Raw genomic sequence first — 21,280 nt, 5'->3', positions numbered from 1 at the left:
GAGTCCCCGCCGGGCCCGGGCCCGGCGGCGCGACCCAAACGTCGGAGCGGTAGCGGTGCGAGCGTCGGCGGTCGGGCTGCCGCGAGCACGAGCGCTCCGCGATACCGGGGGTGACTCTTACGGGAGTCTGACGTGAGTCCCCTGTGTCTTCAGGTCCGCCGGTACATCCGCGACTCTTGTCCCGTGCGCACCGGGTCAGGGCAGGGGAGCGGCGCGTGACCATGGGCATCGAACGGAGGTCGAAACCGCGGAGGTGAATCATCTGCACGGGCGACGGTGTCGTAGCCGAGGCGGCCGTTGGTACCGCGGCCCTCGCCGGTGTACGTTGCGTGCGGGCACGCCCCTGCGGAGAGGATCTCGCGTCGTCTTCGCCCTCCAACGAACCGGGTGACCGAACTGTGCACTTCCTGCGGTACGGCACAGAGGACAGGCCCTCCCGTGGAGGGGCGTATGCGATTGCTGGAAAGCGCGGGATCCCGGTGCGACGCAGCGACCGGCTCGCTCGCGCGTTGAGGGTTGCCCGAGCCTCCGGCAATCCTGACCTCGTACGCGACCCTCAGCCGGCGATCAGCGGACCGACGGAGGGTCAAAGACACTGTTCGCCGGCCTGGCTGTGATGACGGCTGCACGGGCCGTCGCTCCTCTCGGGACGTGACTTCGCCACCGCACTTCGATGTGGCGTCAAAACATAGGGAATCGGTAAAGGTAGGCATCCGTGGTCAACGTCGTAATCGATTACGTCCAGCACGGTCCGATGACGTTCCTCGATCCGGGTCAGCACTGGCTGCTCGACGGTCTCCCCGACGATCCCGTGTCGATCTGTGCGTCCGCGCGGAGTCTGGTTCTCTCGCCGGAGGACGCGACTGCGGCCGGTGTCCCCAAGGACAGGCTCAAGGAGCAGAACATTCGGCCGGTCCGTGATCTGCTCGCCGTCCTGAGCCGGTTGTGGCCGGAACGTCTCGTCAGCCCGCGTCCGCTCGAAGCCCGCGTGGTGGGCACGACGCGCCATTCCGCCACCCTGGCTTGTTCCTTGCTGCGGGCGCGTGGCTACGCCGCCCGCGTACGCTGCGGCTTCCGCACCGCCACCGGCCGGCAGACGCCTCCCATGCGGTGGACAGCGGAGTGGTGGAGCGCCTGCGACGAACGCTGGATACGCATGGATCCCGACCCGGCCGGCACCGGGGCCCCTGCCGGTGCGGCAGAGGCGTCGATCGACTTCGTCACGGCCGGTGAGACGTGGCAGCTCTACAGGAACGGTTCGTTGGACCGGCGTGGGTCCAAGGCGCCGGGCACCGACAGCGCTCACATGGCACCCGGGATCAGTGCCGGTGTGGTCCTGGATCTTGCGGCGCTCTGCAAGCTGGAGATGCTTCCCACGGACAGGTGGGGCCGCATGGCAGTGCCTCAGCACGGTTTCACATCAGCCGCGTATCCCCATCTGATCGACGTGGTCGCCTCGCACTGTGTCCGGGACGAACCCGCGGGCCTGGCACGTCTCTTCGCCAGCGCCGACCTCGCGGTCCCGCCGCACTTGATCGAGCCGCCGCTGTGAAATCTTGCTGGCGTTGATGGTGATCGGCGACAAGTCTCAGTGCCGTACGGGCTCGTCGAGCCGCAGGGCCAGCGCGCCGTAGGTGAGTGCGTCCGGGAGACGGCCTCGTAGGAGTCTCAGGTGCTGGAGCTGGGTCGGGCGGAGTTGGTAGGCGGAGGCGGGACGGCCGGGACCGTTGCCCCGTGAGCCGGTGACGACCGACAGGGTTCCGCGGTCGAGGCCGGTCCAGTGCCCCTTAGCGCAGACCCGCGCCGGAATCCCAGCGGCTCCAGGCGGGAATGTCTTCGCGGGCCTGCCGCCAAGCGGCCGGGACACCACCTGTGCCGGTGCGGGCCGCGACGATGCCTCCCGCGATGGCGCAGGTCGTATCGCGGTCACCCCACCCGGCGACGGTCTGCCAGAGAGCTTCGGGCAGGTCGTCCAGTTGCCCGGCGGCAGACCACAGGGCGAACGGCACGGTGTCCGGAGCCGAGATCAGCGTCCCCGAGCCCAGTACGGACGCCGCGTGGCGCACCGAAGTGCGCTCGGAGAAGTCCGCGGCCACCCGCAGCCCGGAGCGGACGTCGCTGTCCGGCACGTGCGAGGCGACTTCACGCAGGAACTCGGCGCGCGGCGGAGCGTCCTGCCCCACGCTGGAGGCTGCCAGCGCGGCGGCGACGGCCACGGCCACTGCCCCCGCGACCGCCTCTGCGTGAGCGTGGGTGGTCAGCGCCGACAGCCGGGCCTGCTCGACGGCGGCCGTCAGGTCGTCCCGGAACCAGGCCCCCAGCGGGGCAACTCTCATGGCGGCGCCGTTGCCGTAGGAACCCTGTCCGCCGAACTGCCCCGTGGTGACGGCCTGCCAGTCCGCGCCCTCACCGACGCGCCGCAGAACACCGTGCATGGACGGTCCGTACTTACGCCCCGGGTCGCGCTCGTACTCGGCGGCGAACTCCCGTGCCAGGTCGTCCTGACGGATCTCCCCATGAGCCGTCAGATGCGCGAACAGGACGAACGACATGGCCGAATCGTCCGTCCACAGCCACGGCACAGGCCGCGGACTCCGCGAAGCCAGCAGATCCTCGGCGCACTCGTCGGAGCGAGTGAACCAGCCGTCACCGAAGGCGTCGCCCATCGCGAGCCCGTCCAGGCTGGAGTGGGCGTGCTGGTGACTGCTCATGGCAAAGCTCCTCAGATGATCGGTGGCCTTGGCATTCTCGCCGTAGGACGGCTGAGTGTGCGAGCGGGTTGTCAGGCAGCAGCGAAGCCGCGGGGGCCCTGGCGGTTGGCCGAGGTGCTGGAGGCCGTGGACGCGGCGCTGGACCTGCCGGTGATCGTGCGGGCCGGCGGCGGATTAGGCGTAAACACGGTCCAGGCGGGGGAGCCCGCGGGCATGGCACCCACGAGCCTTCGCCCGCGACGAGACACCGGATCGCGCGCACCTGGCGGTGACAGCAGTCTTCCGGCTGCTGCCCGCCCCGCACCGGGAGCCGGGCAGACGCCGACGGCAGCGGCCGCAACCGGAGCCTGGCGGGAGGCCAACCCTCTGCCCATCTTGTGCACCCGATGCCTTCGGCTGTTCCATACAGGGCTATGGCGCAACGATCTTTCACCGGCGAGCTCAAACGACTTTTCAGCCCACACCCCGCTCATATTCCACGAACAATGTGGCTTCGGCTCAACCGAGCCAAAACGGACTCAGGGTGGCCGCTACTGGCCATCAACTTGTGCTATTTTATTGGTTTTTCAATTCTTTTCCTGTATTGGGCAATGTCAGGATCGGGGGTCATCTCGGCCTTCTTGTACTACGGAACCGTCGGTTCGTTTCTTGGCGCGCTTCGGACGGGCTACGTGATGCTGTGCGTCGCCAGAGGTCAGACTGGCCGGCTGGCGCCAGAAAGGCCGGAAGCCTCGGCTGGTGAGCGGCTGCGTCAACGGGGGAGACATACCTGATTTCTACGCGCCCTGGGGTCCCGTGATCGTGCCGCGATCCCCGCGGCTGCCTCCGGATCGGGTGCGCCCGCACGCCGACGATCGACCGTCACCAGGCCCAAGTGGCCGCCTGACGTACCGGCAGACCTCAGAGACCCTTCGCGAGCAGAGGTGACCTCGGCTGCCCTGACAGGCATTCGGTGCGGGCGGTCCGAGCAGGACAGAAGCCCGGAAGTTCACATCGAGCCGGCAGCAGCGCCCGTACGCAACATTCCTGGGGTGCGCGGGGTTGGAGGGACGTCGAAAGAGACACCGCCGACCGCCTGGGCATGCACAAACCCAGGGATTCAGGCTCCGGGTCCGCTCGCCCGGCAGACCTAGGCGGGGGCTGTCGCCGTCAGTGCGCGTTCCAACCTGTGAATGAGCTGCCAGACGACGATGACCGACAGTGCGGCGGCACAGATGTCCAGGCCGTCGCTGACCATGATCTGGCGCAGAGCCTGGCGAGCCTGGCTCGCGGTGGCCGCCCTCTTCAGTTCCTTGGGGGCATCGGTGTACGTATTCGCCGCGACGAGGACGGACAGCCACCATGCCGTGAGCAGGGGATGTCCGCGACGGCGCCGCGGTTCTGGCCGGGCGGCAGCCCACAGGTCGTTGACGAACATCTTGGGTACGAAGAGCTGCGCCACCGGTATCACCCAGCCGAAGACCAGCCACGCCCTGCGCCGACGCTGTCCCTGCCGCCAGAGGACCTCCGCGACGTCGCGCATATTCGCGAGCCAGATGCTGAACTGGAGCAGGGCGGCGAGGAGCAGCCCTGTCCGCCAGCCCATCAGGTTTCTGAAGTACGTGTCGACCTCGACCAGTGGGTTGTCGACGTACGGCCCGGGTGCGGCTGATCCCGCGAGCAGTTGGTACTTGTGCCATGCGGCCAGCCCGGCCGCGACGGTCACCAGCGCGAACGCGGCGAGCGCGACGCAAGCGAACCGGCCCTGCCCGCGCGGAATTCTGACCGCTTCCGCCATTTCACACCCCCTGGAAGCCGCCCATTCGGACTTCCCGCAGGTCGGCAGCGGATCTTATCCCCGGGGAAGCTCGGGTACACAGTGGGGCGAAGCGACAGGACGGTAGGCCGGAGCGGTCCGTGACGTGCGAGCAGGCAACCGCGACCACTGGACCTCAGCTTTTGACGGCCTCTGCGATGTCGAGCACGCGGGCATCCCATGCCGACTCATTGACCACCCGCACCGGCAGTCCTTCATCGTCGGAACAGCTGCACCCCGTAACGGCGATGGCAGTGATGCTCATCGTGACCAGCAGCGAAATAGTCGCTGGTTTCATGCTGCGACGGGACGCGGTGTTGAGACTTCGTAGCCTCAACAGTCGCATGTCTGAAGTCCCCTGTGATCATCATGGATCGGCCTCGGATCATGGCAGGTCATGGACCTGATGAGCAACGGGCCAAACCGCTATCGGTCTGACCTGGTGTGCGGCCGGTTGGGCGGGGTAGTCCGGGGCCAGAAGCGGCGTCGTCGAGACGGAGACTCGTCCTCGTCCTCGTCCTCGAAGAGGGTTGTCTCCATATCCCGGTTGTCTCCATGTCCCCATACCCACCGACCACGATCAACCGAACGTCGGCCCCATAGGGTCGGAGGCATGACGACACCCCTTGCCGGCAGTGCCTTCGACTCGCTCCGCCTCGACGCCGTACCCGACCAGGAGACGCTGCGCCAGGTCTACGAACTCCCCGGTGACGCGGCCGTGCGCAAGCAGATGTCCGAACTCACCGAACAGACCCGGCGGTTGATCGGCTGCTCATCATTGGTCCTGATCGCCAGCGCGGACGCCGACGGCAACTGTGACGTTTCCCCGCGCGGCGGCCCCGCCGGGTTCGTCGCCGTCCTGGACGCACGGACGCTGGCGATACCCGACGCGACCGGCAACAAGCGTCTGGACACCCTGCAGAACGTCGTCGCCACCGGACGGGCCGGACTGCTGTTCCTCATCCCGGGGCGCACCACGACGCTCAGGGTGAACGGCCGGGCCTGCGTCTCCACCCGCCCGGAGCTGCTGTCGCAGCTGACCGCCGTGGGCAAGCCGCCGGCCAGCGCGCTGGTGCTGGGGATCGAGGAGGTCTACCCGCATTGCCCCAAGTCGCTTCTGCGCAGCGCGGCCTGGAAGCCGGAGCAGTGGCTGTCGGCGGACGCCCAGCCGACCTCCGCCGAGGTGACGCTGGCTCAGCTGCGGATGCCGGAGCTGACGATCGCCGACATCCAGCAGGCGGAGGCGGACTCGCTGAAGTACCGGTACGAGTAACGGGCCGACCGGTGGCCGCTGAACCACCAACCCCGCCCCAGCCCCAGACCAAGCACGTCCCGAGATCAATCGCGGCGCGTCCCGTAATTGGCCTTCTGGGCACCCCTGTTGACAGGTGCATCCGGGCCGCTCGGGTACGGCCCTGCGGAGGTGGTGGCCGCCAAGGCCGCGCGGCTTCCCCTCCGCCGGCGGAGCTACGGCCACAGCATGTGGCGTTCCCACGAGCTGTGACGATCAGGGCGTTCGTAGCGCAGCCGGGTGTGGAGACGGCCCTTGTCCGCCTGCCAGAACTCGACCGTGCCCGGAACGAGGGTGCAGAGCGTCCACTCGGGGCTGATCTGAGTGGGATCCGACTCGATGCGGGCCAGCGCCGTACGGAAGGCGCGGTCGCGCTCCTCGGAGCTCTCCAGACGCTCGCTCTGGCGGCCCAGCAGCACCTCGGCGCGGGCGGAGGGCGCCCGGGCCAGCAGATCGGCGGCGCTCTGCTCGGGGGACTCGCGCTCCAATGTGCCCCGCACCCGCACTTGGCGGCCGAGGAGGGGCCAGTAGAGGGTGAGCGCCGCGCTGGGCCGATCGGCCAGCTGGCGGCCCTTGGGGCTGCCGGCGTGCACGGCGAACTGCCAGCCATGGGCATCCACGTTCTTGAGGATGAGGACCCGGGCATCAGGGCTGCCGTCCTCGGCGACGGTCGACAGCGTCATGGCATGGGCATCGGGCACACCTGCGGCGACGGCCTTCCTCAGCCAGCCGAGGAACAACGCGACCGGCTCAGTCGGGGCGTCGGCAGGCTCGAAGTCCGCGAGCGGGCCCGCGAACACTTCCAGACCCCGCAGCCACTCCCGCACGCCAACGGCCTCCCGAGCACCATCATTCGCGTCCACTGGGCCCCCTTGATCGTCAGTACCTCGGACCGGAATCCCCTCGACCCTATAGAGCCGTGGTCCGGGAAGCAGTGCCGCAACTGACTGAGCGGCGTGGATCGGGACGGCGCACGGCCGAGGCCCTGACCTGCATGTCAACACGGTCCACTACCGCGTCCAGCGCATCGAGCACTTCACCGGCCGCGACCTGTCCCGCCCCGCCGACCGCTTCGACCTGTGGACCGTCCTGCTGTGCCACGACAACCTGCCACCGTCGGATACGAAGGTGCCCGCCGCGCGCGCTCGACGTGCACGCTCGTCGAGCTGAACCCCACGCACCGGGCGAAGCGGGAGTGCGAGCGGCCCGTGGCACGGCGGCAATCGTGGGTGCCGCACCCGGAAAGACAGCGGCGCCAGGCTGTCGCCATGACCGTTCTTGCGCCGCTGTCCTGTCCGTAGCCGCGCATGGCGCTCCGCAGGGAAGTCCTGACGTCCAAGATCCCGGACAGCGTCACCTACCGAGCAGCCTCCAGTGCCCTTCGGAGACGACCTCGACGCCGTCGTCGGTCACTTTGATGGCGGTCTGAGCGTCGATGGCGTACGCCGGACCCCCTATCTCGGTGGCCCATCGTTCCGCCTCGGCCATGGTGTTCTCCGGACAGCCCGGGCTGTCGAGGTGCGGGAAGATGGAGAAATCGACGACTCCCAACGTGCTGTCGTCACCGGTGGGCGGCATCCAGCCGACGAAGGCCTCCCCGATGCGAGGAGTCAGGACCATGCTCCCGGCGCTGAGCCCTACGTAGACCGTGTCGCGCAGCGACGGGAAGAGGTCGGCCAGTCCGGACTCCCGCATCCAATGGCACAGGTACAGCGAGTCGCCGCCGTTCACGAGGAGAACGTCTGCCTCTTGGACCCAGGAGACCCAGCGTCCCTTGTCCATGCTGGGCAGTGCGGTGAGCTCCAGCACGCCCACCGACTTCCACCCCAACTCGGTCATGGGATTGGGCGACCGTCCGCTGAGGAATCGCCATGGGCCGCCTGGATCCCCGTACGGGCCCCCGTACCCTGCTGTGGGGATGCAGAGGGCGCTGGCCTCGGCGATCGGCTTGCCCAAAAGATCGACCAGCGCCGCCAGCATGCTGGCGTTCCTGACACCGGAGTCGGTAAGGAGAAGCTTCATTACACCACCCTAAGCCGACGACCACGTCAGCAACCGCTCGAACGAGGCCGCAGCCAACCGCTGTTGAGGCGGGCCGAATCTCCGGTGCTGTCGGCGCGGCGAGAACGTTCAACATCGGTCTATTGGTCCTTCGTGGCCTTGGGGCCGGCCTGGCCCTGGCCTCATGGGGGGTGAGCCTGTACGAGCGTCGGCGGGAGGGCGTCGCAATTCGTGACGAGGAATGTCGTCGACAGGTTGAATCGGGAGCCTGTTGACGGCTCGGGTGCAGCAGTAGGGCCGGGAGAGAAGATCTTCCCGGCGAGGAGCGCAGATCGTCGGCGTCCTCCGCTTGCCCAGGGGTCCTGACCTAGGCGTGGGCGCGAGGCGGCGGCTCACAGCCTGGCATGCCGCCGAGCAGGCTGGAGGGGTTTGAACGGCCGGTAGGCCGTTGCGATATACAACAAGACCGGCTTCGCATGGATCGTGAGGGGGAGGGGGCGCGTTCATGCCCGGGGGCCGAAATGGTTGTCCTGGCGGTTGTGGTTGCCGACCTGGAACGCCGTCGGACCCTGGAAGACGTTGCCCGACACCCGTGCGCCCGGTCCGGCAGCACCGGGGGCGGCTTCCTCGACCAGCGCCCGCAGCTCGGCCACCGCTCGGTCACGCTGCTCGCCGTCGAGGCTTTCCAACAGGATCTCGATACGAGCCTGCCAGGACGCCTCCTGACGTATCCTCACCTGCTCCGCTTCCGGCCCCCCAACGGCGGTGAGCTCGGCAGCGCTGCTGTCCAGCCGCTCCAACTCGGCCCGTTCCCGTTCACTGTCACCGCGACCGAACCAGCCTGCGACCCTTCCTCTCAAGGCCGACCAAGCGTCGGTGCCCGCCGCCTGCGCCACCGCCGTACCGCCCGCCGCGGCCAGTGCTGTCAACGCCGTCTCCAGCATTCCGTCCCACCCCACTCAATTCCCTGTCATTCAGGTCGATTTGTGACCGTGGTGTCGTCCACCCGATAGCCGCAAGTTTCTTGCCCGTACCCACGCGCGAAATCCCGTTGTCCTGTGCCCGGCTCACCCAACGGCCCGGCCTCAAAACTCAGGACGCACGCTCGTGCTGCACGCGTCCAGCGCGCGGAGCGAGGGCGTCCTGGGCCAGGCACTGCTGCAGACGACCGTGCATGAACTGGTAAACGGGTCCCACGGTGCGCAGGACACCGCGGTCGCGTGCGTCCTCGAGGAACGTCATCAACCGGAGCGGGGTCTCTTCCTGCAAGGCCAATTGCGCTGAAGCCAGTGCGGTCGTGCAGGCCAGGTTTCCGACCGGACCCGACCACAGAGAGGACCACATGGCTATGCCGATGGCGGTGTACAGGGCCGTCGTGGGACCGTAGGAGGAGATGAGCAGCACGCCGGGGCCGAGCCCCGCGGCGAGCCCTGTCAACAGTCCCAGCGGCAGGCGGAATTGGAGATGGTGGCGCCAGGCGGAGCGCGGGGTGATGCAGCGCGCCTGCATCTCGGCCGGCGGTCGTTCCTCGTCGGCGGGGAGCATGGAGGAGCCGATCGCGAATGTGGTTGCCTTGGTCATCTCGCGTCCCGCGCCGCGCACCAGCATGGAGCCGAATCCGTAGCAGGCGGCGAAGAAGACGGAGACCCACATCGACGGGGCGGGTATGCCAAGCAGCGGAAGCGGGTTGGCGAAGTTCAGCAGCAGGCCGGTACCCAGACCGGACAGAAGACCGAACCGGACGGTTGATCTGTTCACGATGTCCCGCCACCGGGTACTGGACAGAGCGCGTTGGTCGCCGATTGTCGCGGTGCGGTAGGCGACGGCGCCGCAGTTCACGATGCCGATCAGGGCACCGATCCATGGTCCTGCCGGGGTGTGGAGTGCCGATCCGATCAGGACGGTGGATCCGGGCACGAGGAGCAGCCCGCACACCACGGCGGTGAGCACGATCCGCACCCGCCGGTCGGCCCAGGCGGGAATGTGCCACCACAGCAGATCACGCGTGCCGTCCGTCTCCAGCCGCCGGGCGATGAAGCGCAGAGTGCGCACCGCGGTCTCCGGCGAGAACGGCGGGGCCTTGTACCCCTCGCGCGGTGTGTAGGCGGCCCGCACCAGATGGCTGAGAAGGTGATTTTCGATCGCCTCCTGGCTCGCGTGCAGGCTTTCGTCGAAGAGGTCTTCGACCGGCCCGCCGTCGAGGTAGACGTCGCACAGCAGGCGGATCGCGAGCGGGCTGGACAGCGCCTGCGCCAAGGGGCTGTCCGGGGCCCGGCGCACGCGTCTGGTCAGCTCCTGCCAGACGGGCGGGGCGGGCTCATGGAACTTGTTCAACAGGTACGCCGCCGCCTCCTCGGCGGGCACCGGCAGGACCTCCAGTGCGACAGCCCCACCCAGCCTGCACCGTCTCCCGCGACCCGCCACGACGGCCTGGCGCGCCCTGGAGAGCACCACCAGCCGGAACGTGGTGGCCTCCAGCGCACTGAGCACCACACGGGGCCGGGGAACCTCGTCCAGCCCGTCCAGGAATACCGCGACACGTCCGCTGGTCAGCAACTCCTTTGCCCGAGTGAGCCTGTCACGGCCCCAGGGCAGGACGTACTCGGAGGACAGCTTCTCCGCGAGCCACTCCGTGGCTGCCTGCTCCTTGGGGTCCCAGCCGTGCAGGGTGAACATCACCGGGACCGGGACGCGGGCCCGGTCGGCCTTGGGAACTTTCTCGCGGTAGGCGAGGGCCTCCAGCAGCAGATGTACGGCCGCTGTCGTCTTTCCCGCCGCGGGAAGCCCCGTAAGGAGCAGGCGCCCCGAGGCCAGGCCCCCGTAGACCTCATGCAGTTCCTCCCACCCGCCGCCCCGGTTCAGCGACTTGAGGGTGGTCGCCCGCAGCCCCGGCAGCGGATCGAAGGCGGTTCGTCCCCCGGCGACCGCCCCCTCGATGCGGTTGCCGACGGGGCGGCTGCTCACGCGCCAGTGCAGGGGAAGCAGGTCGCCAGGCCCGATCCGGCGCCTGGCGGCTTCTGCGGTCCACTGCCCGAGTACGGCGTCGTACAGATGCGCCGCCAGGACATCCGCACGGCTGGGGGCGAATCCGAGGTGGATCTCATTGTGCTGGACATTGTGATTGCCCATCTGGACGCCGGCCGGGCCGTAGAAGGTGTGATTCGGCGGGCCGCCCGGCGACTCGGGCTCCCGCGGCTTCCCGATGGGTGGTTCGGGATCGTGTGACCGGCTGCCTGGTTCCGGCTCAGGCTTCGGCTCCTGTGGTTCTCCCGTGGTCATGACACGGGCCCGCAGTGCATGTCCTGGTTGCGGCGTTCCCCGGTCGGGAACACAGCGGCTCCCTCGCCCCCGCACCTGTACGCAGCCGTGTCGGCGACCCGCTCGGTCGCACCGGCGTTCCGGGACGGGGTACGACGCTGACTCACCCACCGCCCGGGCCGGGCGCCGCGCCCGCCCTCCCGAAGACGCACGTGTTCCTGGGCCGCCCGCCACCAGGCGGGCTGGCTGCTTGCGCCGGCAGCCCTGGCTGCCCCGCCATCTTCCACTGTCGTCAATCCCCCTCGCCGATGTGCCAGGGAATCTACTGACGGATATGTCCGTACAGCATTCGAAAACGCCAAGATGCTGTGTTGCACCCCCTTGACGGTGAGCAGCGCCGGGCCGCCGTTGTGGCGGAGCACCTCGTCACCGTGGCCGCGGTGTTCGGGGGCGAGCACGGTCGCGGCCGACAGCGGGACGACGCGCGTCGACCAACGGTGGTCGTTGCTGCTGTTGGCGGTCGTGACACGCAGGTGGGTGGCGTCAGCGGGCAGGTAACAACGTCCGCGGTATTCATCGATGACGGAGATCAGAGAAACGCCGGTGTCGGTCAGATCCTCGGTGCGCGTCACGGTCCGCGGGAAGAAGTTGCCCTCGCCGGTGACATCGGCCTCCACCAGGGCTGGCCAGCCGGACTCGGGACGGTCGATGAGCACCTCGGTCTTCCCGTCGCCGAAACCGGTCGACACATGACGTTCGCCGGTGCCGGTGAGCGCTCGCGGGCGGCTGGGGCCGGCGGTCTACGGGAGGGCGTCGACCGGGACCGGTGGTCGGCCATTGCGTCGGGCGTCGAGACGGATCATGGCAGCGCGGCGATCGCGCAGGGCGGTCAGCGCATCGGGTTCCGTGCGCGCCGCACTGGCCCGGTCGTACGCCTCCAACGCCGCCCGGCACTCCTTCAGGACGACCGGGGTGGCGTCGGTGCCGTTGGCTTCGAACTCCAAGGCGGCGACCTCCTCCCCGAAGACGGTCACCGACTCCTGCACCGCTGCGGGCAGTTCCGCAGCAGGTAGTTCCACGGCGTCGGGTCGGCGCTGACGCAACATCGGGTAGAGCCCGCCCAGCCCCAGACCGAGTAGGAAGCTCACCCGTAGCCGATCACGACCGAGACCCTCGCACAGGCGTCCACCACTCAACTGCCCCTACAACCAATCCAATCGCTGGCCGGGTGAACCATCCGGGTCAGGGCACCAGTCGCGCCCGAACAGAACCAGTGCGACTGAGCGCGTCAGCCGAAGCGCGGTATTTGCAGCAAAGCTGCCTCGACGTCGCTGCGGGCCCGTCCCAGGTCGAGCTTGACCCTTGAGTGCGCCGGGGAAGAGTATTTCCTCGATGAAACGAGTCCTGGTCGCCGGAAGTACGGGCGCAGGCAAGACCACCCTTGCCCGCGCGATCGCCGAGCGCCTCGCGATCCCCTTTCACGAGATGGATGCGCTGGCCATCGTCGGCCCCCAATGGGAGGAGAACCCACGCCTGTTCGAGGACGTGTCCCAGATCAGCTCCGGCCCCTCGTGGATCTTCGACTCCTTCGGCTACCCGCAGGTCCGAGACCTGTTGTGGTCCCGAGCCGACACTGTCGTCTGGCTCGACTACTCCCGCCCGGTGATCATGCGCCGCGTATTGCGCCGGTCAGCGGCCCGTACCCTGTTCCGCCGTCGGATCTTCGGCGGAAACGTCGAAACCGCGAGCGACTGGTTCAGGGCCGATCACCCGGCTTGGTGGGCCTGGTCGCAACACGCGCATCGCAGGGTTGACATCGCCACCCGCTGCGCCGACCCCCGGTTCGCACCCCTCGAAGTCATCCACCTCGCCACCCCACAGGCAGCGCGGGCATGGCTCAACATCGCCACAACGGCTGGTGACAAGACGATGGCAAATCAGGTGAAATTGACGGAATCGTTTCCTCGTCGGTGACAGCCGGATTGCTTCAAGGGATATGCGCGGACCAGGTCAGCCCACCTGTGGCGGACCAGGTCAGCCCACCTGCGGGTGACAGCTAGCCTGCTGCGGCTCAAATGTGGCTGAGCGCTCCAGTCGGCCGGCTGAGTGTTCTGTTGGTTGGTTCTGTTCTGGTGTCCGGCGATGTGAATGAGGGTCGGCACCCGCGTTCAGGCGTCCGGGGCTCGCCGGCGATCAGATCGGGGCGCCGTCGGTCTGCGAAGGCTTGGTACGCAGGACCATGAGCGAGTCCTCCCAGGCCGCCACCATGGCAAAAGGGAACCGGTCGAGCTCAAGACAGAGCGACACGTCATCGGGATGGACTCCTTGGCGCACGCCCTCCCTCAGTTCGGCGGCGGCGCGCGACTCGGCAGCACGGCGCAGGAAGTCAGCGGCATCCGTCCCAGCCTCGTTTGCCCTCCGGGCGATGTATTGAGCGCACGCCAGATCTTCGTCGGCCCGACCGTCCTCGCCAGTGACCACGAACGTGACACGGTCACCCCCGCGTGACCGCAAGAGCCTGGCCGTTGCCTCCGCCACCACGAAGCCGGCGCACAGCACCAACGACGCGTCCTTGACCGCGAGGGCACCGACCGTCCCTGCCGTGGTCTTCTGCACAACGGTCCGTCCGCCAAGGTCACTGGACCGCAGCAGGCCCGGCGAGTTGACGAGGTCGAACCCGGGCGCGGGCGGACCGTCCTTGAGCGCCACCCAATCCGGGCGGCGGGCCTTGAGTGTCAGGGCTTCGTCCAGCGACTCGGCAAGAACGATCTTTTCCGCCCCTCGGGCAAAGGCCCAGGCGGCCACGGTGAATGCACGCATGACGTCGACCACGACCGCCACGGACGGGGCTTCGACCAGCTCAGGGATGCCAAGGAAACGAGCGTCCATACCGATCATGATCGCGCATGTCCGACCCGAAGCGCCCAGGGAGTCGCCCGCGTCACAGCGGCGGCTCAAAAAGCAACACCTCCGACCGTCTGCGGCGTGGGCCACCAGGCCGCCCACCCCGCCGAGGTGGAGGGCCTGCAGGTCAGCCTCGTCGGCGCTCAGGACGAGCTCGCGCAGCTCGATGCCGAAGCGAAGCGCGCTGCCAATACGGCCAGCCTCGGTATCCCGGCTTTCGGCTAGATCACCCTCGGTCAGATCACCTTCGGCCGCGGGAGATGGGAGCTCCCTTCCAACTGCTGACCGGGGTGCGGTCAGTGGTTCAGAGGTACGGTTCCTGGCTTCACTCGGTGCGCTGTCCGACACGCAGGACGCTCAGATAGCGGCGTGACGCTCGGGTGCCTACCGCAGCCCACCTCCAGCACCGACGACTTCTGGTCCATGGCGGTGATGGAGACAAGGTCTGCGAACAGCTCGTCGGGGTATCCCGGCCGGACTCGGTCGTAGAGTTCCGGCACCTCGTTGAACACCCGTCCGAGGGCATGCCGATTCGGGTGCGCCACCGGGTCATCAGCCACGAGCGCACAACCTACGAGTCTCGTCCACGGAGACGCGAGGGATGACCGGCTGCCGCCGGTGGTGCAGAGAAGTCCCACATGTCGTGGCGGAACCTCACGGCTGATGCCGGATGGATTCAAGCGTGCGCGTGCGCCGTGGGTGCCCGGGGCGCTATGTGGAGTGGCGGCGCGGCTATCGTGGGCGTACGGCGTAGGTCAGGTGGGTTACGCGCGAGGACGGCTCCGATCGGACCGGCTCCAGAGCGATCCTGGACGCGTCCACGCCGTCGAACAGGCGGGTGCCGGCGCCGAAGAGCACCGGTGACAGCGTGATCGAGAACTCGTCGACCAGGCCGGCGTTCAGGTGCTCCAGGATCGTCGCGCCGCCGCCGGCGATGCGGACGTCGCGGTCGCCGGCGGCCTCGCGGGCCTGGTCGAGGGCGTGCTCGATGCCGTCGTTGACGAAGTGGAACGTGGTGCCGCCGGGCCGCTCCCAGGGGTCACGCTTGGTGTGTGTCACGACGAAGACCGGGGTGTGGAACGGCGCCTCCTCCGGCCATGACTGCTCGCCCAGGTCGAACATTCGCTTGCCCATGACGCTGGCGCCGGTGCGCTCGAACGTCTCCCGGGCGACGTCGTCGTCTCGGCCCTCCTCGCCGCCCTCGCCCAGCTTCAGGTTCTCCCGGAAGAATCGCAGCGGGAAGATCCACTGCTGCAGTTCCATCCACTGCGCCATCCAGCGCTGAACGTCGGGGTCGTCCTGCTTGTCGGGCGCGAAGAGCTCGTCTTCGACGGGCACGGACTCGGGCGCGATGAAGCCGTCCAGCGACATCGACACGCTGAAGAACACCTTCCCGGCCATCAGCCCTGCGCCCCCTTCCGCGCGAGATCGGCGACGTAGGCCGCCAGGCTGCTCAGGGTCTGCCGGCCGCCCTCGATCGCGTGGTACTTCTCGACCGCCTCGTCGCGCAGATCCTTGGTGGGGAACACCGTGTGCATCACGATCCGGGTCGCCGCGCCGTCCGGCGCGAAGGTCAGGACCGACTCGAAGGCGTTCGGGTCGTCGCGTGACTCGCCGTGCAGCAGCGTGATCCGCTCCGGCGGGACGATCCGCAGCCAGCGGATCCACTCGGAGTAGTCGGTCCCGTCCGGCCCGTGCAGCACGAAGTCCCACTCCCCGCCCTCGCGGAACTCGAAGGACCGCGTGGTGGCGGTGAACCCCTCCGGACCCCACCACCGCGACAGGTGCCGGACCTCGGTGAACGCCTCGAACACCAGCTCCCGCGGGGCGTCGATGACCCGGGAGATCACGATCTCCCGGTCGGCCGTCGCCGGCTCCGTCCGCGTTTCTTGCCTCGCCCTTGCCATCGGTCAGTCCTCCTGCTGTGTCTGCTTGAGGTCCTGCACGTAGGTGTCCAGCCGGTCGAAACTCTCGTTCCAGAACCGCTCGAATCCGCCGACCCACTCGTGGACCGGCCGCAGCCCGCGGGCGTCCAGGCCGTAAAGGCGCTGCTTGCCCACCCCGCGAACCCGCACCAGCCCCACCTCCCGGAGCACCCGCAGGTGCTTGGACGCCCCCGGCTGGCTCATCCCCAGCTCCTGGGCCAGGTCGGTCACCGGCCGCTCACCCGCCCGCAGCAGCGCCAGGATGTCCCGGCGCTGCGGCTCGGCGATCGCGTTGAACGCGTCCGACGTCGTCGCTGCTCGTGCCATGTCGTCATCGTATTCCCATATCGGAATACGTCAAGCGGACTGGGAATCCGGCGGGTCTTGTGGAATGGCTATTGCCCCATATTTGGTGTTTTACGTCATTCGCCTGGTCCGGCTCTCGCTGTACCCGCCACGGGTGGGACTGGCCTCGCAGCCGGGACTGACCTCGCAGCCGTTCCGGGTGACCGGGTGACGCGGCGGGGGAGCGGCGCCGGATCGCGCATACGCCGGACTGCTGCGCGCGGCTGGAGGGCGATTCGGGCCTGGTCGTCCATGTCCGGCTGACGGACCAGGTCGGCCCGGAAGGCGCGGGGAAGCTCTCGGCAATCGAGGCGATGTGCCGCCCTCGACCCCAGAGACCTCTACCTGGCGACGACCGCCGAGTTGGCCGACGATTCGCGCGGTTTCGTACCGCCCTCGGAACCCAGGGCCCGCCTGCCGGAGGTTCTGCCTCGATCTGCGGCTCCGCGGCGTGGGCGGCGAGGGGCCGGAAGCGATGCGGCAGCCGGCAGCCGGGCCGGAAGACCCCGGCTGCCCGTTCGTTCGGACGGTGTGTCAGACCACGGCGAGCCGGTCCACCAGCAGCTCCACCCTCCGCTCGGCGTCCGCCGGCGGCAGCCGTCCCGCCCGGGTCAGCGTGGCCAGCCCGTGCAGGGCCGCCCAGAACACCTCGGTGAACAGCCCTGGGTGGACGCCGTCCCCGGCGACCTCGCCGAGGCTTTCCAGCAGGGCGGCGAAGGCGTCCTTCAGCGGCTCCGGCGTGTCCTCGTGTGCGAACGCCAGCCCCCCGTCGAGCTGGAACATGGCGTCGTAGACCGCCGGGTTGCTCTCGGCGAAGTCGAGGTACGTGCGGGCGAGGGCGGTGACCCGGGTGCGAGGGCCGTCCGCGGCGGAGGTCGCGGCCCGCAGCGCCGCGGCCATCTCGGCGGCACCTTCGAGGGCGACAGCGCCGATGATCTCGCGCTTGCCGCGGAAATGGCTGTAGAGGACGGGCTGGCTGTATTCGATGCGCTCGGCGAGCCGGCGGGTGGTGACCGCGTCCCAGCCCTGCTGCTCGGCGAGTTCGCGGGCCGTCGCCACGATGAGACGCTCACGGCCCGCCCGCTCGCGCTCCTTGCGTTCCTGTACCGACATGACTCGATCCTAGCACCGCTAGACAATCGATCGGCAGTAGCGCTAGCGTTGCCTCATCAGCTAGCGACACTAGATCCCAGGGAGATTGTCATGCTCAACGCACTAGAGGTCCTCACCACCGTGGTCGTCGGCCTGATGGTGGGGGTGGAGTTCTCCGTCGCCTTCGTCATGAACCCGATCCTCGACGCGCTCCCCGAGGACAGCGGCCAACTCGGCCACGCCCACGGGGGCCGGATGCTCGGCGCCGTGATGCCGTTCTGGTACATCGGCTCCCTCGTCCTCGTCGTGGTCTGGGCCGTCGCCGGACGGCACGACCCCGGCACCGGCCTCGTCATCACCGCCGGCGCGCTGTTGCTCCTCAGCGTGGTCATGTCGATCCTGCTGCTCGTCCCGATCAACAACCGGAGCAAGACGTGGACCCCTGACAACAGGCCCGCCGACTGGAAGCAGCAGATGAAGCGCTGGGACCGCTACCACTACGTCCGCGTCGCCGTCATCATCGCCGCCTTCGTCCTGCTGGCCGCCGCCCTCGCCTGAGCCCGCGGGCCGAGACCGCGCCGGTGGCGGCGCTCCTTTGCTCCGCGGGCCGTAGCCGACGCATACTCCGCAGGTGGTAGCCGGTCATTCGCAGGGATCCACACCACCCTCGGAACCCAGAACCCCCTCTGCGGGAGGTTCTGCCCCTATCGAGATCGCGTCTTCGGCGAAGCCGGGTCGTTCGAGAACCACGGGCCTCCGCCTTCTCGATCGACCTGGCATCCCTGCAGGCCAATGGCTCGCTGTCTGACAGATGCGCTGCCACAGGGCACAGGTCGTGCCTGCAGGTCGTTCTCGTTGGAAAGCCGACGCTTGGAAGGCCAAGCGCCCGCGCCGGGAACATCCGGTCCGGTCGGCACGGTTGCATCGACCGGGGGACCGGCGCCGCACGGGTGAGGAACACGGAGGCCACGAGGTCGCCGCCCCACCCGGATCCTGGGCCCAGGATCGCGCTCCGCCCGCCGCGCCTTTGGACCAAGACGTATTTCCGCAGGAGGACTTTTTCATGACTGACCGGCCCTTGACGCTCATGGCAGTACACGCCCACCCCGACGACGAGGCCACCGGAACCGGAGGGGTCCTCGCGCAGTACGCGGCGGAAGGCATCCGCACGGTTCTCGTGACGTGTACCGACGGCGGTTGCGGTGACGGACCGGAGGGTGTCAAGCCGGGCGATCCCGGGCACGATCCGGCGGCGGTCGCCTTGATGCGCCGTCAAGAACTCGAGGCGAGCTGCGAGGTCCTGAAGGTCAGCGATCTGGAGATGCTGGACTATGCCGACTCCGGGATGATGGGCTGGGCGAGCAACGACGCCCCCGGATCCTTCTGGCGGACCCCGGTTCAGGAAGGTGCCGCCCGACTCGCGGAACTCATGCGGCATTACCGACCTGATGTGGTCGTCACCTATGACGAGAACGGCTTCTACGGCCACCCCGATCACATCCAGGCCCACCGCATCACGATGGCGGCGCTGGAGATGACCGAGCTGACGCCGAAGGTGTACTGGACGACGATGCCCCGCTCGATGATGCAGCGGTTCGGCGAGATCATGAGCGAGTTTCATGAGGACATGCCGGAGCCGGATCCTGCCGAGGCCGCCGCGATGGCCAAGATCGGCCTCCCCGACGACGAGATCACCACGTGGGTGGACGCCACCGCGTTCAGCGGTCAGAAGTTCGACGCGCTGGCCGCGCACGCCAGCCAGGGCGAGAACATCTCCTTCCTCAAGATGGGCAAGGAGAGGTTCGGCGAGTTGATGGGCATGGAGACCTTCGTACGTGTCCAGGACCCCACCGGCGCGGCCGTACCCGAGAACGATCTCTTCGCCGGACTGCGCTGATCCGCTCGTCCGACCGGCCCGGGAAAGCCCATCGACCGAACGGCGCGATCGAGCAGGGCACACCCCCGGAGACCGATCGGCGGCGGAGAGTTCTCATCCGTGTTCAGCGTCGACGATCCGCGACGGCGGTTGGCGGTGCGGGAAGCGGCTGCCTCGAGCGGTGCCCGCCGTGACAAGCTGTGCTTTGCCCTGCCTTTCCATTGCACAGTCCCAGGAGGTCACCATGGCCACAGAGTCTCCATCACCCGAAGAGCCGGTTGACGGCGAGAGCCCTGCCCTTTCGCCCGACGATGAGGGCCAGGACGACTTGAAGCGCAAGTTCCGGGAGGCTCTGGCGCGCAAGCGTGGTACGCAGGCGGATGCCAATGACCTCGCTGCGCGCACGAACACGTCGAAGATCCACGGCGCGCACGGCCCGGCCGCCAGCCAGCGGTCGTTCCGTCGAAAGAGCGGTGGCTGAGTCCCGGAACGGACTCAGGCAGGAATCGCCAGCGTCAGGCGATGCCTGGCGCTGGCCAGTTGGGCCGCGACCATGACGACATCGAGCGGTCCGCCCTGGACAACGACTGCGAACCGGCCGACTCGGCCGGGATGATCGCGGCGTGCTCAGCTGGTTGCGGGGCGGCCGGGCCGCCGCGCCGCGTCGTGTTCCGTCCCGGCGGCAGAGCCGGGACGGACGACACGGTGTCCCGGTACTGTCCTTCGGGCGCCGAGCCGCGCCAAGGGGTGAGGCCGGAGGGTTCCGCCGGATGGCGGTACCGCCGTGATCGTCCGGCTGCTGGGCGGCCCGCCCGCTGCTCGCCACCGGCAGTGCCGCTACGCGTTGACGCCCTGAGGAGTTGCACGGCTGGTGCCGTCGCCGTCGGCGCGACGGGGCCGATCGTCTCGCCGAGATCTTGTCGGCGTCTCATCGGGCAGTTCGTTCGGGGATCCTCGGAAGGACCTTCTGAGCGATGTCGAGGAGAACGCTGTCGTTCGGGAGAGCTCCGGACTTGCTCCACACGGTGATCTCGCAGTAGCCGCCTCGGTCCTTGCGGTCCAGGGCCACGGTCAGCGTCCTGGCCGGTGGGCCCTGTTCGACCGGTCCGCCGGATCCGCCACTCCCGAGATTGATCTCGATCTTCATGGTGTGATCCGAGGAGAGGACCGCGGGCCGACCGAGAACCGTAAGGGTCTTGATGTCCGTCTCATCCCCGAACTTCATCAGCTTCACGTACTGGTGGGTCGACAGCTCGTTGTAACTGGCCGAGACATTCAAGGTGTACGTGTCGAACGTGACCTCGGTCTCCGGTTGGGCGACCTTCCCATCGGTCAGCGGACCGGTGTCGCTGCTGCTGGAAACATCGGTCGCGGTCTCTCCGGGCGTCCCAAGGAGCTTGGCCAGGTCGGGCCGGTTGACCGCGTTGCACAGCTCTTCACCGGTCACAGGCCGGGGCGTCTGCTTGAAGACCTTCGGCAGCTTTTCCTTTGACCCGTCCGAACACGACGCGGGCTGCGGAACGTTGTCGTCGGCCGGCATGAAACGTGGGCCCAACCACACCGTGGCCGCGAGGGCCCCGAACACGGCAAAGGCCGCGAAGGCCTGGCCCCACGCGTTGTGATCCTTCTCCGGAGTGCTCGGGCCGGGACGCGGCCCGGTTCCGGCCTGGGCCTGGGCCTGGGGTTGGGCGGCAGCATCGGCTGCCACCCCGTGTGCGGGGGCGGCCGTACTCGGGTTCCGGCGTGCGCGCAGGGCCCGGATCACCGCGTAGACGCGTATGGCGGTGAACACGAGGAACAGCACGCCGAGACCGGCCGTGCCCCAATGCTGATCGCGGACGGCGAGGTATATGAGTCGTACGCCGAGAACAGACCCGACCGCGATGAGCAGGGGCTCACGGACCCAGAACGGCAGAAGACGGAGGATGAAACCGAGCATCCGGCGATCTCATCAGGACAAGATCACATTCGCCATGATGGAAGCCACAGTTCCGGGTACGTGGTACGTGGTGCGCGAGGGCTGAGGGCTGTCGACGGGCGCCCGGGGTGTGGTTCCGGACGGCGGGACGGCCGTCTCGCCGT

23 protein-coding genes are annotated in these 21,280 nt (G+C 68.4%); 8 read left to right on the top strand and 15 right to left on the bottom strand.

Annotated features, from left to right (window positions below):
* Positions 1-715: 715 nt before the first annotated feature.
* Positions 716-1,552 (top strand): transglutaminase domain-containing protein, encoded by an 837-nt coding sequence (locus ACIQRL_RS23640; RefSeq protein ID WP_401334642.1) that lies wholly within the window; start codon positions 716-718, stop codon positions 1,550-1,552.
* A 235-nt stretch (positions 1,553-1,787) separates the two neighbouring features.
* On the opposite strand, the gene ACIQRL_RS23635 is transcribed toward ACIQRL_RS23640, so the two are convergent.
* The 3 genes from ACIQRL_RS23635 to ACIQRL_RS23625 all read right to left on the bottom strand — a co-directional run bounded on the left by ACIQRL_RS23635 (position 1,788) and on the right by ACIQRL_RS23625 (position 4,804).
* Positions 1,788-2,711 (bottom strand): ADP-ribosylglycohydrolase family protein, encoded by a 924-nt coding sequence (locus ACIQRL_RS23635; protein WP_401334639.1) that lies wholly within the window; start codon positions 2,709-2,711, stop codon positions 1,788-1,790.
* Positions 2,712-3,840: 1,129 nt separating this feature from the next.
* Positions 3,841-4,488, bottom strand: a complete 648-nt coding sequence (locus ACIQRL_RS23630; protein ID WP_401334636.1) for a DUF4328 domain-containing protein — start codon at positions 4,486-4,488, stop codon at positions 3,841-3,843.
* Between the two features lie 154 nt (positions 4,489-4,642).
* Positions 4,643-4,804 carry a hypothetical protein gene (locus ACIQRL_RS23625; RefSeq protein WP_401334633.1) on the bottom strand — a complete coding sequence of 54 codons (162 nt, stop codon included), beginning with the start codon at positions 4,802-4,804 and terminating at the stop codon, positions 4,643-4,645.
* Between the two features lie 315 nt (positions 4,805-5,119).
* On the opposite strand from ACIQRL_RS23625, the gene ACIQRL_RS23620 reads away from it, so the two are divergent.
* Entirely contained in the window at positions 5,120-5,779 is a 660-nt protein-coding gene (locus tag ACIQRL_RS23620) for an MSMEG_1061 family FMN-dependent PPOX-type flavoprotein (RefSeq protein WP_401334631.1), read from the top strand.
* 194 nt (positions 5,780-5,973) lie between these two features.
* Here ACIQRL_RS23620 and ACIQRL_RS23615 read toward each other — a convergent pair whose 3' ends face one another.
* Positions 5,974-6,660, bottom strand: coding sequence for a pyridoxal 5'-phosphate synthase (locus ACIQRL_RS23615; protein WP_401334628.1), 687 nt, complete (start codon positions 6,658-6,660; stop codon positions 5,974-5,976).
* 97 nt (positions 6,661-6,757) lie between these two features.
* Here ACIQRL_RS23615 and ACIQRL_RS23610 point away from each other — a divergent pair, with 97 nt between their 5' ends.
* Positions 6,758-6,967, top strand: coding sequence for a helix-turn-helix domain-containing protein (locus ACIQRL_RS23610; protein WP_401335493.1), 210 nt, complete (start codon positions 6,758-6,760; stop codon positions 6,965-6,967).
* 183 nt (positions 6,968-7,150) lie between these two features.
* Here ACIQRL_RS23610 and ACIQRL_RS23605 read toward each other — a convergent pair whose 3' ends face one another.
* The 5 genes from ACIQRL_RS23605 to ACIQRL_RS23585 form a co-directional block, all read right to left on the bottom strand.
* Positions 7,151-7,819, bottom strand: a complete 669-nt coding sequence (locus ACIQRL_RS23605) for a Type 1 glutamine amidotransferase-like domain-containing protein (protein ID WP_401334626.1) — start codon at positions 7,817-7,819, stop codon at positions 7,151-7,153.
* A gap of 482 nt (positions 7,820-8,301) precedes the next feature.
* A complete protein-coding gene (locus ACIQRL_RS23600) occupies positions 8,302-8,742 on the bottom strand; it encodes a hypothetical protein (RefSeq protein ID WP_401334624.1) in 441 nt (146 codons plus the stop codon).
* A gap of 148 nt (positions 8,743-8,890) precedes the next feature.
* Entirely contained in the window at positions 8,891-10,927 is a 2,037-nt protein-coding gene (locus ACIQRL_RS23595; RefSeq protein ID WP_401334621.1) for a hypothetical protein, read from the bottom strand.
* A gap of 146 nt (positions 10,928-11,073) precedes the next feature.
* Positions 11,074-11,805 carry a hypothetical protein gene (locus ACIQRL_RS23590; protein WP_401334619.1) on the bottom strand — a complete coding sequence of 244 codons (732 nt, stop codon included), beginning with the start codon at positions 11,803-11,805 and terminating at the stop codon, positions 11,074-11,076.
* Between the two features lie 51 nt (positions 11,806-11,856).
* Positions 11,857-12,204, bottom strand: coding sequence for a hypothetical protein (locus ACIQRL_RS23585; RefSeq protein ID WP_401334616.1), 348 nt, complete (start codon positions 12,202-12,204; stop codon positions 11,857-11,859).
* A gap of 244 nt (positions 12,205-12,448) precedes the next feature.
* On the opposite strand from ACIQRL_RS23585, the gene ACIQRL_RS23580 reads away from it, so the two are divergent.
* Positions 12,449-13,030, top strand: coding sequence for an AAA family ATPase (locus ACIQRL_RS23580; RefSeq protein WP_401334614.1), 582 nt, complete (start codon positions 12,449-12,451; stop codon positions 13,028-13,030).
* 219 nt (positions 13,031-13,249) lie between these two features.
* Here ACIQRL_RS23580 and ACIQRL_RS23575 read toward each other — a convergent pair whose 3' ends face one another.
* Positions 13,250-13,945 (bottom strand): 2-phosphosulfolactate phosphatase, encoded by a 696-nt coding sequence (locus ACIQRL_RS23575; protein ID WP_401334611.1) that lies wholly within the window; start codon positions 13,943-13,945, stop codon positions 13,250-13,252.
* A 96-nt stretch (positions 13,946-14,041) separates the two neighbouring features.
* Here ACIQRL_RS23575 and ACIQRL_RS23570 point away from each other — a divergent pair, with 96 nt between their 5' ends.
* Positions 14,042-14,185 carry a hypothetical protein gene (locus ACIQRL_RS23570; protein WP_401334610.1) on the top strand — a complete coding sequence of 48 codons (144 nt, stop codon included), beginning with the start codon at positions 14,042-14,044 and terminating at the stop codon, positions 14,183-14,185.
* A 507-nt stretch (positions 14,186-14,692) separates the two neighbouring features.
* Here ACIQRL_RS23570 and ACIQRL_RS23565 read toward each other — a convergent pair.
* From ACIQRL_RS23565 to ACIQRL_RS23550, 4 genes are all read right to left on the bottom strand, one after another.
* A complete protein-coding gene (locus tag ACIQRL_RS23565; RefSeq protein WP_401334607.1) occupies positions 14,693-15,361 on the bottom strand; it encodes a dihydrofolate reductase family protein in 669 nt (222 codons plus the stop codon).
* Positions 15,361-15,867, bottom strand: coding sequence for an SRPBCC family protein (locus ACIQRL_RS23560; protein ID WP_401334605.1), 507 nt, complete (start codon positions 15,865-15,867; stop codon positions 15,361-15,363). Before ACIQRL_RS23560 ends, ACIQRL_RS23565 begins: the two co-directional genes overlap by 1 nt.
* A gap of 3 nt (positions 15,868-15,870) precedes the next feature.
* Positions 15,871-16,212: an ArsR/SmtB family transcription factor gene (locus ACIQRL_RS23555; protein WP_401334603.1), complete on the bottom strand. Its 342-nt coding sequence runs from the start codon at positions 16,210-16,212 to the stop codon at positions 15,871-15,873.
* Between the two features lie 552 nt (positions 16,213-16,764).
* On the bottom strand, positions 16,765-17,343 hold the full coding sequence (locus ACIQRL_RS23550; RefSeq protein WP_401334602.1) for a TetR/AcrR family transcriptional regulator: 579 nt from the start codon (positions 17,341-17,343) through the stop codon (positions 16,765-16,767).
* A 90-nt stretch (positions 17,344-17,433) separates the two neighbouring features.
* On the opposite strand from ACIQRL_RS23550, the gene ACIQRL_RS23545 reads away from it, so the two are divergent.
* From ACIQRL_RS23545 to ACIQRL_RS23535, 3 genes are all read left to right on the top strand, one after another.
* The gene (locus ACIQRL_RS23545) at positions 17,434-17,880 is read left to right on the top strand and encodes an anthrone oxygenase family protein (protein WP_401334600.1); all 447 of its coding nucleotides are present in this window, start codon (positions 17,434-17,436) and stop codon (positions 17,878-17,880) included.
* Positions 17,881-18,385: 505 nt separating this feature from the next.
* Positions 18,386-19,219 (top strand): PIG-L family deacetylase, encoded by an 834-nt coding sequence (locus ACIQRL_RS23540; protein WP_401334597.1) that lies wholly within the window; start codon positions 18,386-18,388, stop codon positions 19,217-19,219.
* A 223-nt stretch (positions 19,220-19,442) separates the two neighbouring features.
* Positions 19,443-19,679: a DUF5302 domain-containing protein gene (locus tag ACIQRL_RS23535; protein WP_401334594.1), complete on the top strand. Its 237-nt coding sequence runs from the start codon at positions 19,443-19,445 to the stop codon at positions 19,677-19,679.
* Positions 19,680-20,126: 447 nt separating this feature from the next.
* On the opposite strand, the gene ACIQRL_RS23530 is transcribed toward ACIQRL_RS23535, so the two are convergent.
* A complete protein-coding gene (locus ACIQRL_RS23530) occupies positions 20,127-21,137 on the bottom strand; it encodes a DUF6215 domain-containing protein (protein ID WP_401334591.1) in 1,011 nt (336 codons plus the stop codon).
* Positions 21,138-21,280 lie beyond the last annotated feature (143 nt).

The organism is Streptomyces sp. NPDC091209, assembly GCF_044757755.1.
Taxonomy (GTDB): Bacteria; Actinomycetota; Actinomycetes; order Streptomycetales; family Streptomycetaceae; genus Streptomyces.
The sequence above is the reverse complement of the archived record's forward strand: the minus strand, read 5'-3'. Positions and strand labels throughout refer to the sequence as shown.